The following is a 15,097-nucleotide window of genomic DNA, read 5'->3' as shown; positions in this document are numbered from 1 at the left end:
CCGGGACTACTGGCCTTCGTTCTGCGCTGTCAGAGCGAAGGCCAGCAGTGCCGTCGTCGTGAAGTCCAGCGAGGGTTCCACGGTCTGCCAGGCGCCCACGTCGTCGACGTACCGTGCGCCCTTGCCGTCGAAGTCGGTCCAGGCTCCGGTCGGTGGGGCGGCGGTGCACTTCTTCATGGTGGGGAAGCCGTTCAAGTCGGTCAGTTTCGCTGCCGCGTTGGGGCCGTTGACCACCGCGCCCCGCAGGATCGCACCCTTCCCGTCGAGGCTGCCCCGGAGGTTGGCCAACTGGTGTTCCGGGCAGTGCGGGTAGACCTCACCGGCACCGATCATGAAGCTCGTGCCCCAGGGGTTGGCGCCGAGGGCCCAGCCCCGCTGCCGCCCGGCGAACGCCGCGTAACGCGTGTCCCCGGTCGCCTTGGCGTAGAGGCGGGCGGTGGCCACCAGGCCGAACGTGTGCGGTACGGCGTCGAAGTCGTCGTAGACCGCGCCGGCTCCGAACGGATCGTGCCCCGCGCGATCGACCCCGTCCTCCAACTGGCGCCGCAGGTCCTTGTACAGGTCCGCGGCCCCGATGCCGTTGCTGCGGGCGCCGTCCAAGGCCGTGGCCAGGTCGACGTGGGCCAGGGCGCTGACGTCCGCGACGTTCAGGGTGCCCTTGACGTCGGAGTCCAGGTAGGCGCGGGCCCAGCGGGCCGCGTCGGCGGTCCAGTCGCCCTCCCGGTCGTCGCCCAACTGTCCTGCGGCCAGGGCCAGTTCGGCGCCGGCGAACTCCATGTCGTCCTGCCACGAGTCCTCGGGATAGAAGCCGCTCGGGAAGGCGGTGACGAGCGGCTCGTCGGGATCGTGGTCGGTGTCGGCCAGGTCGTAGACGGCGGCGGCCTTGTCCAGCCACTCCCGTGCCTCGTCCGGGTCCGTGTCGGCCGCGCGCTGTGCGGCGAGAGCGAAGACCGCGGCCACCCGTCCCGCGAGGCTGGGTGTGATCGGCTCGCCGGGTGCGTTCGCGCGGAACACCGGCCGGTACTTGATCGTGTAGTCCGGGTCGCCGGGCGACACATCGAGGCGGTCGTCGGCCTCCGGCAGTCGCCACACGTCGTGATCCGTCCGTACGGCGTCGTTGCCCGCGCCGATGCCGACCTGGGCGTAGAGCGTCCCGCTGTCCCCGTCCCACATCTTGTCCAGCCATGCCAGGCCGTGGTCGGCCTCGGCGGACAGCCCGGCCTCGTCCGGCAAGTCCCGCTCGGCGAGCAGGAGTTCGGCGGTCGAGTAGGAGGTGGTGCCGGTGAACTTGAGGAAGTCCCCGGCGTCGAACCAGCCGCCCGAGACGTCGACCTTGTCACCGGTCGGGGTCAGCCGCTTGTCCAGCAGCTTCTCGCCCTCCTCGTCGTAGTGCGGGTCGGCGTAGACGGTCGCGTGCTCGTCGGCGAGATGGGAAGGGCCGTGAGCGAGGGCACCGGGAAGCACGTCGGCTCCGTCGCGCTGCGCCTGCAGGAAACGGACGTTGTCCCGGATCAGCGGGGTCATCAGCTCGCTCGCGTCGGCGATCCGGAAGGCGGGGGAGCGGCCGGCGGCGGTGCCGGTCAGGACGACGCGGTAGGTGCCGGGGGTGTTCAGCGCGGAGAGGTCGACGGTCCGCACGGACGGGTACTTGGCGTTCCAGTGACCGGTGACGGCACCGAGCCTGCCCGCCGTGACCACCCTGTCCTTCGCGTCGACGACCTTGAAGCGCGCCCCCGCGAGTGCCCGCGAGGGCCCCATGACGTACGCCTGCTTCGTCTCGCCGCGCACATAGCCGACCTGGTCGACCCGGACGACCGCCTCGGAAGCGGACGGGGTGGCGGCCCCGCCGTAGAAATTCATGGCGACGAGCACGGCGCCGATGCTCGCGGCGGCGGTGGTGACCAGCACTGCTGGGCTGCGCATTGCGTTCATGCGCCCACGGTGCCGGGGCCTTCATGAGATGAGGATGAGGATGCCGGGGGCACGTCCGTGGGCAGTCGCAGTTCGGCGAGCAGGCCGCCGCCGGGAGCGTCTGTGAGACGGGCGGAACCGTGGTGCAGGTCGGCGACCCAGCGGACGATGGCGAGGCCCGCGCCCGTGCCCGGAGCGGTTTCCGAGTCCCCGGTGACACCCCTGGCGAAGACGCGCTCCCGGTCCGCGAGGGGCACCCCCGTCCCGTGGTCGCGGACGGTGACCAGCCCCGGCGTGACGGCGACCTCCACCGGCGACCCGGCCGGGCCCCCGTGCCGCTGGGCGTTCTCCACCAGATTCCGTACCGCCTGCGCCAGCAGATCCGGATCGCCCAGCACCACCACCGGCTCGGACGTCACCGTGACACTCTCGTGGTCCGGCAACTCCTCGACCGTGGTCTCCACCAGCTGATCCAGCCGCAACGGCACCAACTCCACCCGCTGCGCACCCGACTCCAGCCGCGCCCTGGCCAGCAGCCCGGTGACCAGCCGACTCAGCCGGTCCACCAGCCGTAGCGCCTCGTCGGACGAGCCACCCCGTTCCACCACGAGCCGCAAGGTGGCCAGTGGTGTACGCAGCTCGTGCGCCGCCTCGGCCAGGAACTGCTCCTGCTGCCCCAGCCCGCGCAGAGCAGGACGCATCGCCCGGCCCGACAGCAGATGTCCTACGGCCGCCGCGCAGCACACCAGCGCCGTACAGCCGAGCGCCAGCCAGCGCACCAGGAGGTCGTGATCGCGCTCGCTGCGCGCCAGCTCGGTGCCGACCAGTACGGCTGCCCCGACCCGGTCTCCGTCCCAGACCGGAGCCGCCGCCCACCGCAGCCGCCCGCCCTCGGCGGCGGGCGCGCTGACGAGGACGGTCTCCTGCTCGTCCAGGACACTCCGCCAGACCTCGTCCAGCCGGTCCTGCTCGGGCAGCGAGGAGCGTCCGGGGACGACGTTCCGCAGCGTCGGTGCCTTCCCGGGGGCCGCTTGCAGGACGGCCAACGCCTGTGCGCCCTGGGCGAGTTCGTCCTCGCGGAGCGGCTCCAGGTGCAGTACCCCCGCGTCGAACCAGACCGCCCGCGAAAGGCCCGCAGCGCGGCTGCCGACCTCGTGGTCGAGGCCGGAGCGGCGGGACGCGGAGTCGATACGGATGGCGACCACGGCGAGTACGACGAGACAGGCCGCGGTCGTCGAGGCGAACAGGAGGGTCATCAGACGGCGGGTGCGCCGCAGCCGGGCGACGGCGGGCGACGGGGCACGGCCCTTCACGCGTCGCCGCCCAGGCGATAGCCGACTCCGCGGACGGTCGCGATCGGATCGGGCGGCCCGAGTCGCCTGCGCAACTGCCCGATCAGGACGTCCACCACATTGGACATCGGCTCGCTCGCCTCGTCCCAGCAGCTCTCGATCAGCTCGCTGCGCGTGACGACCTCGCCAGCGCGCAGCATCAGCAGTTCGAGCACCGCGAACTCCTTGGCCGAGAGGCTGAGCAGCACCCCGGCCCGGGTCACCCGGCGCCGTGGCAGATCGACCTCCAGGTCACCCGCCCGCAGGACCGACGGTCGCGCGGGCTGCTCCCTGCGGCACAACGCCCTTACGCGTACGACGAGTTCGGCGAAGGCGAACGGTTTGACCAGGTAGTCGTCCGCGCCGTGCTCGAAGCCGGCCACCCGGTCGCTCACCGCGTCCAGCGCCGTCAGCAGCAGGAAGGGCAGCACCGAGCCCGCCCGGCGCCGCGCGGCGAGCAGCGTGAGGGAGTCGCCGTCCGGGACCGAGCGGTCGGCCACGACACAGTCGTAGCGATTGACGGAGAGCTTGAGATCCGCCTCGGCCAGCGTCCGCGCGAGGTCCACCGCGAACCCCGCGCCTCGCAGCCGATCAGCGACGACGGGCCCCAGCTCGGGGTCGTCCTCCAAGACCATTACGCGCATGGCCCGGAGCTTAGGCCTGTCCGGCGGATCATGCCGGACAGGCCCCGGGCGACGGCGGGCCGCGTGATCAACTGCTGGGCACGGTGTCCTCGAACGTCGTACCCGCGCCCCGGTACGCCGCGACCTTGGCGGCCACCTGCGCCGGGGTGAGGACCTGGTCCTTGACGTGCAGGACGTAGTCGACCTGTTCGTCGTAGGCACGCGCGGTGGAGCTGGTCAGGCCGCCGAAGTCGATCAGCCACTGGTTGAAGTTGATCGACATGGGCCGCTCCGGCAGGTACGCGGCGTCGTGGGTGCCGAAGAGCTGGCCGTCGATGTAGTACTTGATGTTGTTGTTGTCGATGGTCAGTACCAGGTCGTGCCAGCCGTTGTAGCTCTGCCGGCCCTCGGTGTGCTGGTTGACCGCGATCCACGGGTCGGCCTGGTAGGTCTCCCAGGACGTCGTGTACAGGATGTTGGAGGTCTCGCCCCAGCCGCCGTTGGGCAGGTACTCGAAGTCGTACTCGGAGTAGTCGTCCGCCAGCGGGGCCGTGAGGTCGTTGATGGTGAAGAACGTCTGGACGAGATGGTCGCCGTCCGGGCCGTACTTGGGCGCGTCGTTGAACTTGACGCGGGCCGCGTAGGTCCCGTTCTTGAACTTCCTTGTGTTGGTGACGACTTCGGTCTGCTTGGTGGTGTCACCGGTGCCGGCCGTCGAAGTCTCCAGGTTCATCACGGAGTTGCCGCTGCTGGTGGCGAACGTGACATTGCCGGGTGCCCAGGTGGCACCGGAGACACCGGGACCTCCGGAGGTGGAGCGGACGCTCCAGCCGTGCGCAGCGATCTTCGGGTCGTTGTAGGCGCTGTAGTTGAAGTCGTCGAACAGGGTGGCGCCGGTGGCCGGGGGATCGGCTGGCGGGTCGGTGGGCGGGTTCGTCGGGTCGTTGCCCGCGGGGGCCGTGCCCCACAGGGTGGCGCCGGACAGCTGCGCCGTCACCTTCGACCAGTCGCCGTACGACGTCTGCGAGGCGCCGAAGGAGTAGTCGTCGCTCTGGGTCAGGGTCTGCCAGGTCGACTGGTAGAAGCGCAGCTGCATGTCACTGGTGTCGGCGCCCGGCGCGAGGCTGCCGGCCCCGGAGGTGAAGCCGATCTCCAGGTAACGGTCCGCCGTGGCCGTCGGGTTGGCGAGGGTGCCGAAGGTGCCCGTGATGTTGGCGCAGCCCTTGACGGCCCAGGAACACGCGAAACGGTAACTCGCGCTCGCCGAGTCGGACTTGAAGTAGTAGCGGAGCTTGACGCCGCTCAACTGCACAGTCGTGGAGCCGGTGTTCTTCACCTTGAACCACGGCTCGGACTGGTCGGCGGTAGCGCCCGTGGCGCTCGTGCGGTACTGGACGCTCAGCCCGTCGCCGGCCGCGCTCGCGGTGGACGGCATGGCGGTGAGGGCGGCGGCGCCCAGGGCCACCGCGACGGCTGCGGAGGCGGTGGCGCGCAGCCTGGTCTTCGCGAACCTCGTGTCGTGTCTCTTGGTGTGACTCATGTCGGGCCTCTCCAGAAAGGTGGGGTGATTCCGGAACGGGACAGGTCGGGGCGGTACGGGGGACGGGTCAGGTCAGGGGGCGGTACCGGACGCCGAGCGCGTCGAGGCGGGCCGTGTGCGCGTCGAGCCGGGAACGGAAGTCGGCCCAGTCGGTCGCGCCGCTCCAGGCGCGGTCGGCCAGGGCGCACAGGCGTGGATAGGTGAGGTACTCGATGCGCTCGGGCGTCGTGACGAACTCGGTCCACAACTGGGCCTGGGTGCCGAACACTTGACGGGCCGCCTGGGCGTCCGCGTCCTCGGGAACGGGGTCGTGGGCGTGGACGGCACGCAGATCGACCACGTCTCCGGGCTGGGCCGGGGGCTCGCTCGGGTCCTCGGACTGGGCGTAGTCGAGATAGGTCGCCCGGTGGTAGGCGCTGACGACCGGCTGGCCGCGACGGGCCGCCCGCAATGTGTGTGCCGCGTCGCGCCAGGTCATCACCGTGAAGTCCAGGGGCAGTTCGGCACCGGTCTCGGCCCAGCCGACCGGACGCCGCCCGTGCCGCATGAGGAACTCGCCGATACGCCCGAGGAACCAGCCGTGCAGGGCGGCCGGGCTCGACAGGCCCAGCGCCACGGCTCGTTCGCGTGCGGCGGGGCTGTGCGTCCACTCTGCGGTGGGGCACTCCTCGCCGCCGACGTGGATATACGGCGAGGGGAAGACGTCCATGACCTCGTCGAGGACCGTACGGCAGAAGTCGAGTACCTCGTCGTGGACACCGAGAACGGTGTCGCACACGCCCCAGCGGGTCCAGACGTCGAGGGTGCGCTCCGGGTGGTTGCCCAGTTCGGGGTAGGCGGCGAGGGCGGCCCGCACATGCCCGGGCATCTCTATCTCCGGCATGACGGTCACCCCGCGAGCGGCCGCGTAACCAACCAGGTCGGCGAGTTCGGTGCGCGTGTACGAGCCGCCGTGCGGGACGCCGTCGTACAAGTCGCTCCCGGCGGGGCCTTGTTGCGACTCGGCGCGGTGGCCGCCGATCTCGGTGAGCTTGGGATACGCGGACACCGGCATGCGCCAGCCCTGGTCGTCCGTGAGATGCAGATGGAACACGCCGATCTTGTGCAGGGCCAACAGGTCGACGTACCGGCGCAGATAGGAGACGGGCTGGAAGTGCCGGGCCACGTCCAGCATCGCGCCGCGCCAGGTGTGCCGGGGCAGGTCGGTGATCTCGACGCACGGCAGCAGCCACGGCGTATCGCGCTGCGGGCTCTCCGACAGGGCTTGCGGGGGCAGGAGTTGACGGACCGTCTGGATACCGCGGAGCAGTCCGGTGAGGTGCGCGGCGCGCAGCAGTACGGCGTGCGGGGCGACGGTGAGCCCGTACCCCTCCTCGCCCAGACCTGCGAGGCCGGCGAGACCGGGGTCGAGCGTGAGGGTGAACTGCCCGTCCGGGGAGGCCGGTAGAGGCAGTCCGGTGGCGGGGGCGAGCAGGGTGCGCAGCAGGTCCGCGGCCGGTTCGGCGCCCGCGCCGATGCGCAGTGCGGTACCGGCGTCGAGCGTGAACTGCCCCGGCCGGACCGCCGACTTGGTGGGGCGGGGGACGAGAGTGAGCACGGACTGCTGTGCGGGCATGGATCGTCTCCGGGACGGGACGGGACGGGACAGGGCGGGGGCCTGTGGGGGTGCTTGGGGAGGTTCACCTCGGGACGGCATGAACGGGTACCTGACCACCTGACCAGTGAAGCCCACTGGACAGCTCACCTCTCGATGTGAGGACGAAGGTGGCATAGACCAATGTGGGCGTCAACCCCCTCTGTCGAAAGGGGACTTGGCATGCTGGTCGCTCGGGATGCGGAGGATCGCCGCCGGGTGGTGGTTACACTGCCCGGGTCAACAGGGCGATTGCGGGCGCCCCGTGGTCAACTGGTCAAGTGGTTAACCAGGGACTCCGCGCATGAGGAGTACGACATGAAGGCCGACGCGCCAGGCGCGGTGCTCAAGCGGGAGCGGGTCCGCGACTTCATCCTCGATCTCGTCGAATCGCACCACCCGGGGGACGCGATCCCCTCCGAGCGCGTCCTCTGTTCCCAACTGGGCGTGTCCCGCCCGACGTTGCGCGCAGCGGTGGACGAACTCGTGGCCGCGGGGCTGCTGGTACGGGAACACGGGCGCGGCATGTTCGTGGCGCCCGAGAAGATCACCCAGGAACTCGTCTCCGGCGAGCAGACCATGACGGCACCCCAGGCCTCCGGCGCCTGGTCGAGCCGACTGCTGGAGTTCACCACGATCCCGGCCGGCGCCCGCGTGGGTCGCCGCCTGCGTCTCTCGCCCGCCGCCGAGATCGTGTACGTGGCGCGGCTGCGCCTGGTCGACGGCGCCCCGATGGCCATCGAGCACCTGCACATCAGGGCCGACCTGGTCCCCACGCTGTCCGCCCGCGAACTGGAGGCGGGCGACCTGTACGAACACCTGCGGGAGCAGCACGGCGTTCATGTCCAGGAGGCCGTCCAGGCGATCGAGCCGACCGTCGTCACCCGGGCCGAGGCCGAACTCCTCGACGTCCCCGAACTCTCCCCGGCCCTGCTCTTCGAACGCCTCACCTCGGACACCACGGGCCGACCCGTGGAGTACGTCCACTCGATCTACCGGGGCGACCGCTACCGCATCGTCTCCCGCCTCACCCTCGGCCCCTCGGTCACGGCTCCCTCGTCCCCGCTCGGCCACCACCCCGGCATCCCCCCGGGCGACTTCGCCCACCGCGACACCATCGCGTCGTCCACGCGGGGGGACATTCAGGCGGCTACGTGAAGTGCCCCCGGCCCGCCCGTACTTACAGCTCCCCGGGCCGCCCGTACCGGTAGAAGTACGGGCCGCCGAACTGTCCCGCCAGCGCTCGGGCCAGGCCGGAGCTGTCCTCCAGCAGTCGGGCGCCCGGGTCGAGGTCGCCGATGTAGGCCGGGTCGAAGCCGGCGTCGGTGATGAGCTGGGCGGTCACGGACTGCGCGGCCGGTTCGGCGGCGTAAAGGTTGCTCGGGGTCACTCGCTGGGTCCCGATCCGGTCGTACGCGGCGGCGAACACCGTGTTGAACGACTTCGCGGTCGGACCGCCGACGATCGACTTGACCTGGTGTGCGAGCGAGGGGAAGGCGGGGTCGCGCTCCGAGTAGAGGTTGGTCGCGTCGATGGTCACCTGGCCGTTCAGTCCGGTGACGCCCCGCAGCGCCTCGGCGATGAGGTTGCCGGGGACGGCCACGACCACCACGTCCGCGTCCGAGGCGTCACCGCCGTCGCGGCCCAGCGTCCTGACCTCGTGCCCGGCCTTCTCCCACAGGCGGGCCAGGCCGCCGCCGACGTGTCCTCGTCCGATCACCGTGATGTTCATGTCGGGCCCTCCGGCCTGCCGGGAGTTTCGATGACGTATCAACAAAACATCACGGATGTTGTCGTGTCAATCAATGGCGGCGGGGCGGAGCTCAGATGCCTGCGCGGTGGGCAGGATGGTGATCTCGGTGAGGTTGACGTGGCGCGGCACCGCGGCCATGAAGGCGATGGTCTCGGCGATGTCGGCGCTCTGGAGGACGTCGATGTCATTGATGAGGTCGGCCATCAGCTTCGACGCGTCGACATCCGTGACGTGGTCGGGGAGTTCGGTGTCGACCATGCCGGGCTCGATGGTGGCCACGCGGACCATTTTCGGGCCCAGCTCGACCCGGAGCAGCCGGGTGAACTGATGTACGCCTTGGTGCCGGAGTAGATCGAGAACTTCGTCAGGATGCGGGTGGCCGCGATCGACGAGGTGTTGATCAGGTCGGCGGGCCTGCCCGCGGCGGCGGAGTCGGTCAGATGGGGGAGGAAGGCCGCGATGACGTTCATCAGCCCGCTGATGTTGAGGTCGATCTGGCGCTGCCAGTCGTCGACCTTCAACTCCTCGATGCCCGAGATGAGTTGGACCCCGGCGTTGTTGAACACCAGGTCGGCCTTGCCGAAGTGCTCGGCGACCTGATCGGCCGCGGCCTGGACGGCGGCACGGTCGGTGACGTCGACGGCCAGGGCGAGCGCGGTGCCGCGGACAGGGGAGTACCGGTGAGCAGAGCAGCAGCGGACATCACAGAACCTCGATCTCTTTGATGCGAACGGTGAGGATGTGAACGGTGATTGACGATGTGTCAGGCGATGTGTCGGGTGGTGCGGCGCGTCAGGCGTCGTCGTCATGCGCGGTCGCTGCGGACTTCTCGCGCCACGGAGCCAGGTCGTCCTGCACCTGCCGGTACTTGACCTCCAGCCGCTCCAGGGTGTCGCGCCCCAGGTAGAGGTGCGTGGGCAGCTTCTCGGTGCCGACGACCTCGACGATGAGCGCCGCGCCCCGGACGGGGTCGCCGAGCTGCGCGTGGTTGGCCCGGTCGATCCAGTCGAGCGTCACGTGCGCCGGGGTGTCGTCGTACTCGGCGATACGGTGCGCGGCCACCGAGAGCGAGCTGGAGTCGAGGAAGTCGGTGCGGAAGACGCCCGGTTCGACCACCATCGACTGGATGCCGAACGGCGCCATCTCGGCGGAGAGCGCCTCGCTGATACCGGCGACCGCGAACTTCGACGCGCTGTACAGGCTGACGCCGGGCTCGCCCTCGAAGCCGGAGCGGGAGCCGATGTGCACGAGCTTGCCCGCACCCTGCTCGCGCATGACGGGCAGGACCGCGCGGGTGACGTTGATCAGGCCGAAGACATTGAGGTCGAACAGCGACCGCGCCTCCGCGTCGGTGATCTCCTCCAACGCGCCGAGCAGACCGCGGCCGGCGTTGTTCACCAGGACGTCGATACCGCCGAACCGCTGCACGGCGGCGTCGACCGCCTGCGGGATGCTGTCGTTGTCCGTGACGTCCAGGGCGACCGCGAACACCTGGTCGGAGTTCTTCAGGTCGTCCGGCACCCGCTCCGGATTCCGTACGGCGACCACGACATTGTTACCGCCCGAAAGCGCGACCCGGGCGATTTCCGCGCCGATTCCGCGGGAGGCGCCGGTGACAAACCAGGTGGCCATGGGAAAACCTCTTTCGTCGCTTCCCCTTGTGAGGGATTTCCTGATTTCCTGTGGACGTGAATGAGTCTGTCCCGCCACGACGGCGCTATGAAGGCAGCGGTTTTCCTGGGAGTCCCACACCCAGGAACGGGTGCGGGCCCGTAGGTCCGGTCCGTGAAGTCGGTGACATGTCAACAACCTGGTACGGTGAGCGCATGTCCGAACCCCGATGGCTCACCCCCGACCAGTCCGAGGTCTGGGCGAAGTACCGGAGAGTGCGCCGCGAACTGCAACGGGCACAGGACCAGCAGTTGCAGCGGGATTCGGGTCTCTCAGCGGCGGACTACGCCCTGCTGGCACCCCTGTCGGAGTCCCCGGACGGTGTGCTGCGGGCACGGGAGTTGGGAGCCGAGGTCGGCTGGGAGCGGAGCCGGCTGTCCCATCAGATCAGCCGTATGGAGAAGCGTGGCCTCGTCACGCGTGAGGCCTGTGCCGACGACGCCCGCGGCTCCATGGTGCGCCTCACGGAAAAGGGCCGGGAAGCGATCGAGGCCGCCGCACCCGCACACGCGGAGAATGTCCAGCAGCTTGTTTTCGACCCGCTGACACCCGACGAAGTGCGTATTTTCGGCGATGTCCTGGACCGAATACTGGGCGCTGTCGAGAGGAATTCCCGATAACGGCTCAGGTCTCTACCGGGCGCCGGGTGCCGGATTCTGCTGGTGCGGCACCTCGGGCGCGCCGAGCGTATCCAGCAGGGCCAGGCCGTCCGCCGAGGGGGAGTCCGGCTCCGCCTGCAGAATGATGAGCTGCTGCCCCGGAGCGCTGCGGATGGTGAGGGCCTCGTGCCGCAACTCCAGGTCGCCCACCACGGAATGGCGCATCCGCTTGACCTCGTAGGGCGGGACCCGGTGGTACTCGCGGGCCCACAGCGAGCGGAACTCGCCGCTGCGGACGGACAGTTCACCGACGAGTTCCAGGATGCGGCGATCCTGGGGGGTGCGCGCGGCGGTCTGCTGGAGATCGGCGACCGCGCGCTGCTTCGCCCGCTCCGGGCTCCGGTAGAACACCTTCGCCGCCGGGTCCAGGAACAGCATGCGCAGCACGTTGTCGCGCTGGGCGAAGTCCCGGTAGAGGGCGTCGGCCAGGGCGTTGGTCGCGAGGAGGTCCTGGGCGTGGCCGACGATGAAGGCCGGCGTCCTGGTCCAGCTCTCGATCAGCTGCCGCAGATGCGGGCGCACCCGCTCGACCCGCGAGGGCGACTTCGTACGACGGGTCGTAGGCCGCGCCAGTCGGAACAGCTCGCGCCGGTCGTCCTCCTGCAGTCGCAGCACTCGGGCCATGGACTCCAACACCCGCACGGAGGGGCTGAGTTCACGGCCCTGTTCCAGTCGGCTGTAGTAGCTCGGGCTGACTCCGGCGAGCGTCGCGACCTCGTCGCGGCGCAGTCCGGGCACCCTTCGGCGGCCGGAGCCGGACAGTCCCACTTCGGCGGGGCTGACGCGTTCCCTGCGGGAGCGGAGGAACTGACCCAGCCCTTCCACCGGGCCGGGGCGCGTGTCGTCGTACATACCGTCGAGGCTAGGCGGAAAGGACCGGGAGAAGTTCTGCCGACGGTGGGTGCATTACTCCCAGGATGGTGCGAGCCCGCTACCGCCGGGACCGCGACCGGGCCCTTGTCCCCGGTGGTCGCCGGTCACCCGAGGGAGAGGCCGAAGTGGGCGCCCGAGGAAGGCGCGCCGATCGTCCTGGGGCCGAAGGCGAGGGCCGCGTCGGAGGTCAGTCCGGTGGGGCGGCCGCGCAACAGCCAGACGGTGCCCTCCCCGGAGTTCCTGGGCGAGGGGTCGCCGGCGAGGTTCTTGGACGCGGAGACGGCGAGGTCGGCGTGGCCGTTGCCGTTCACGTCGAGCAGCTGGACGGTCTCCCCGAAGTAGTCCCCGAAGTAGTCGTGCCGCGCGGCGCTGCCGGGCACGCCGGGCGTGTCCTGGGTGAACTCCTGGGCATCGGAGCCGGTGACCCCGCCATGACGGCCTCGCAACAGGAGGACGGCACCCGAGTTCGCCACCTTGCCGACCCGTTTTCTGGTGGCGCCCACCGCGATGTCGTCGACGCCGTCGCCCGTGACGTCGCCCACGGCCACGTCGGATGCGAAGTCGTCGGTCGCCCGGCCGGGTATGCCGGGCGTATCGCGAGTGATCGTCGTCCAGCGGGACGCGGGCGCCACCCCGTCCTTCGAGCCGTAGCCGATGACGACCTGCTGCTTCTTGGCGCCGGCCGTGACGACGTCGGCGCAGCCGTCGCCGTTGACATCGCCGAGGGCCACGTCGTTGCCCTGCGGGACATGCCGGTCGGGAGCGCGCCGCAGTCCCGCCGCACTGCCCAGGTAGAGGTCGGTGCGGAACCCCGTCGTGCCGGAGCTGGTGCCCGCGACGACGGCCAGGTCCGCGCGCCCGTCGCCGTTCACATCGCCGCTGACCGCCTTGTCCACCTGGTAGACGGAGTCGGAGGGGGTGGTGAGCGTGGACGTCACCGAGGGCTTAGCGGCTCGGGAGATCGGGCCGTACCAGACGGTCTCGGTGGTGCCCGACGGACCGTCGTCGAGGCTGTGGGCCGTGGCGAAGAGCACCAGGTCGAGGTGGCCGTCGCCGTTGAAGTCGCCGACTGCGGACAGCGTTCCGGGGTGCGGGAGTTCGGTCGGCGAGGACAGGCCCTGCCTGCCGCCCCACGCGACGACCATCCCCGTGTTCGGCATCGTGCCGACGACGAGGTCGGCGTATCCGTCACCGTCCAGGTCGCCCTTGGCCAGCTCCGCGCCGAACATGCTGACGATCTTCGGGCCGCCGTACGTCCCCGGTGTGGCCCGGTTGATGATCGTGCGGTGCGCGGTGGACAGCCCGTGCGCGGAGCCGTACATGACGGCCACGTACCCGGCCTCGTTCCGTCCGTCGACGGTGGCATACGGGGCCCCGACCGCCAGGTCCGCATAACCGTCGCCGTTGAAGTCCGCGCCGACGGAGGCCATGTGCCCAGCGGCCCCGGAGGGCTTGGCCTTGCCGGGGGACCCGGCCCCGCACGAGGAGAGGGCGGCGAGCACGCCGACGGTGACCAGTGCGGCGAGTGCCGAGCGGACGCGACCGGACATACGACCTTCCTCTCACCCGAGGACGCAACCGAACCATGCCTTGGCGAGCCCGCCCCTACTTGGGTGCCTGGAACCCGCCGATCCGCTCCTCGAGCAGTTCGGCCAGCCGCAGCGGGGTGCGGTCCTCGAACATCGGCCCGATGAGCTGTACTCCCACCGGCAGGCCCTCGGGGGAGAGGCCCGTCGGCACCGCGGTGGCGGGCAGACCGGGCATGGTGGCCACACCGGCCCAGACGAGCTGGTCGAGGTACGGGTACGCGACGCCGTCGATGTCGAGCAGGCGTGTGGTCGAATCCGGGTTGTGGTCGTGCGGGAACGCGGGCGTGGGCGTGATCGGACACACCACGGCGTCGAACTCGGCGAAGAACTGACGCCAGCCCTGGCGGTGGAGTTCGCGGCGGTTGTTCGCCTCGGCCCAGTCGCGGTGACTCGACACAAGGCCCCGTAGCCGCGCCGCATGGAGACTCCGGTCGTCCGCGCTCAGTCCGGCGGCGAGGCCCCGCAGGTGCTCGTAGGTCTCGGCGGGAAAACGTGCGCCGACTCCCGCGAACCACAACTGCGTGTAGACCAACGCCGATTCGGAGATGCTGGGCAGCAGCGGACTGTGCCGTTCGACGCGCGCGCCGCCGTCGGCCAGCGCGTCGGCCACGCGTTGCACACCCGCCCGCACGGCGGACCCGGTCGGAATGAACGGGTGCTCGTCGAGGACCAGCACCCGGAAGTCGCCGAGCCGCTCGTGGCGCGCGGGCTGCAGCCTCAACTCGTACGCCACACCGAGCGTCAGCGGATCCGGTCCGGCCATGACGTCGAGCAGGAGCGTGAGGTCGCGGGCGGTGCGTGCCATCGGACCGACGACGGCGAGGTCGGAGGCGACCGGCCAGGCCGGCACGGTGGGCGGCACCGAGCCGCGGGGCGCCACCAGTTCGAGCGTCGGCTTGTGGGCGTAGACGCCGCAGAAGTGCGCGGGGGTGCGCAGCGAACCGCCGATGTCGGAGCCGATCGACAGCGCGCCGAACCCGCACGCCAGGGCCGCCGCCGATCCGCCGGAGGAGCCACCCGCCGTACGGCCGTGATCCCAGGGGTTGTTGGTGGTGCCGTAGATCTCGTTGAAGCTCTGCACGTCCTGCAGTCCCAAGGGCACGTTGGTCTTGCCGAGCACCACCGCGCCCGCCGCCCTGAGCCGGGACACCTGCACCGCGTCCTCGGCCGGCATGTAGTCCCGGTGCTGCGGCATGCCCCAAGTCGTGGGCAGCCCCGCGATGTTGAAGGACTCCTTGACCGTCACCGGAATGCCGAGCAGCGGCCGGTCCTCGCCGCGGGCGCGTGCCCGGTCGGCATCGTGTGCGGCGGCCCGCGCGCGGTCGAAGTCGGGGACGCAGATCGCGTTGATCGCCTTGTCGTCCCGCTCGATGCGGGTGATCGCCTCGTCGGTCAGTTCCACCGAGGTCACTTCACCGGCGCGCAGGGCGGCGGCGAGTTCTTCGGCCGACTGTGAGTTCCACTCCATGAAACCGAACGTACCGGCCTCCGGAACAGGCCATGAAATACCGCTT

12 protein-coding genes and 1 pseudogene are annotated in these 15,097 nt (G+C 70.4%); 2 read left to right on the top strand and 11 right to left on the bottom strand.

Annotation, left to right across the window (positions count from 1 at the left end; genetic code table 11):
- Positions 1 to 6 precede the first annotated feature (6 nt).
- The 5 genes from OO70_RS18390 to OO70_RS18370 all read right to left on the bottom strand — a co-directional run bounded on the left by OO70_RS18390 (position 7) and on the right by OO70_RS18370 (position 7,020).
- Positions 7 to 1,932 (bottom strand): glycoside hydrolase family 9 protein, encoded by a 1,926-nt coding sequence (locus tag OO70_RS18390; RefSeq protein ID WP_051741349.1) that lies wholly within the window; start codon positions 1,930 to 1,932, stop codon positions 7 to 9.
- Positions 1,929 to 3,224 carry a sensor histidine kinase gene (locus tag OO70_RS18385; RefSeq protein ID WP_234336863.1) on the bottom strand — a complete coding sequence of 432 codons (1,296 nt, stop codon included), beginning with the start codon at positions 3,222 to 3,224 and terminating at the stop codon, positions 1,929 to 1,931. Before OO70_RS18385 ends, OO70_RS18390 begins: the two co-directional genes overlap by 4 nt.
- Complete coding sequence (locus tag OO70_RS18380; protein ID WP_043671684.1) at positions 3,221 to 3,886, bottom strand: winged helix-turn-helix domain-containing protein; 666 nt, start codon at positions 3,884 to 3,886, stop codon at positions 3,221 to 3,223. The genes OO70_RS18385 and OO70_RS18380 overlap by 4 nt, the downstream gene beginning before the upstream one ends.
- A 67-nt stretch (positions 3,887 to 3,953) precedes the next feature.
- The gene (locus OO70_RS18375; RefSeq protein WP_043671681.1) at positions 3,954 to 5,405 is read right to left on the bottom strand and encodes a cellulose binding domain-containing protein; all 1,452 of its coding nucleotides are present in this window, start codon (positions 5,403 to 5,405) and stop codon (positions 3,954 to 3,956) included.
- Positions 5,406 to 5,472: 67 nt separating this feature from the next.
- Positions 5,473 to 7,020, bottom strand: coding sequence for a beta-N-acetylhexosaminidase (locus tag OO70_RS18370; RefSeq protein WP_043671678.1), 1,548 nt, complete (start codon positions 7,018 to 7,020; stop codon positions 5,473 to 5,475).
- 336 nt (positions 7,021 to 7,356) lie between these two features.
- Between OO70_RS18370 and OO70_RS18365 the strand changes: the two genes are divergently transcribed.
- Entirely contained in the window at positions 7,357 to 8,196 is an 840-nt protein-coding gene (locus tag OO70_RS18365; protein ID WP_043671676.1) for a GntR family transcriptional regulator, read from the top strand.
- A gap of 22 nt (positions 8,197 to 8,218) precedes the next feature.
- Here the strand turns inward: OO70_RS18365 and OO70_RS18360 are convergent, their stop codons facing one another.
- From OO70_RS18360 to OO70_RS18350, 3 genes and pseudogenes are all read right to left on the bottom strand, one after another.
- Positions 8,219 to 8,770, bottom strand: a complete 552-nt coding sequence (locus tag OO70_RS18360; RefSeq protein ID WP_043671673.1) for an NAD(P)-binding domain-containing protein — start codon at positions 8,768 to 8,770, stop codon at positions 8,219 to 8,221.
- A 66-nt stretch (positions 8,771 to 8,836) separates the two neighbouring features.
- Positions 8,837 to 9,600: pseudogene (locus OO70_RS18355) on the bottom strand (SDR family oxidoreductase).
- Positions 9,584 to 10,423, bottom strand: a complete 840-nt coding sequence (locus tag OO70_RS18350) for an SDR family NAD(P)-dependent oxidoreductase (RefSeq protein ID WP_043671670.1) — start codon at positions 10,421 to 10,423, stop codon at positions 9,584 to 9,586. The pseudogene OO70_RS18355 and the gene OO70_RS18350 overlap by 17 nt, the downstream one beginning before the upstream one ends.
- 194 nt (positions 10,424 to 10,617) lie before the next feature.
- Between OO70_RS18350 and OO70_RS18345 the strand changes: the two genes are divergently transcribed.
- Positions 10,618 to 11,082: a MarR family winged helix-turn-helix transcriptional regulator gene (locus OO70_RS18345; RefSeq protein ID WP_043671667.1), complete on the top strand. Its 465-nt coding sequence runs from the start codon at positions 10,618 to 10,620 to the stop codon at positions 11,080 to 11,082.
- A 12-nt stretch (positions 11,083 to 11,094) separates the two neighbouring features.
- On the opposite strand, the gene OO70_RS18340 is transcribed toward OO70_RS18345, so the two are convergent.
- The 3 genes from OO70_RS18340 to OO70_RS18330 form a co-directional block, all read right to left on the bottom strand.
- A complete protein-coding gene (locus OO70_RS18340; protein ID WP_051741347.1) occupies positions 11,095 to 11,973 on the bottom strand; it encodes a helix-turn-helix transcriptional regulator in 879 nt (292 codons plus the stop codon).
- 125 nt (positions 11,974 to 12,098) lie between these two features.
- Positions 12,099 to 13,544, bottom strand: a complete 1,446-nt coding sequence (locus OO70_RS18335; RefSeq protein WP_043671663.1) for an FG-GAP-like repeat-containing protein — start codon at positions 13,542 to 13,544, stop codon at positions 12,099 to 12,101.
- A 55-nt stretch (positions 13,545 to 13,599) separates the two neighbouring features.
- On the bottom strand, positions 13,600 to 15,051 hold the full coding sequence (locus OO70_RS18330) for an amidase (RefSeq protein WP_043671661.1): 1,452 nt from the start codon (positions 15,049 to 15,051) through the stop codon (positions 13,600 to 13,602).
- Positions 15,052 to 15,097: the final 46 nt, after the last annotated feature.

The organism is Streptomyces xylophagus, assembly GCF_000716435.1.
GTDB lineage: Bacteria > Actinomycetota > Actinomycetes > Streptomycetales > Streptomycetaceae > Streptomyces > Streptomyces xylophagus.
This window is presented reverse-complemented; position numbering and strand designations above follow the sequence as displayed.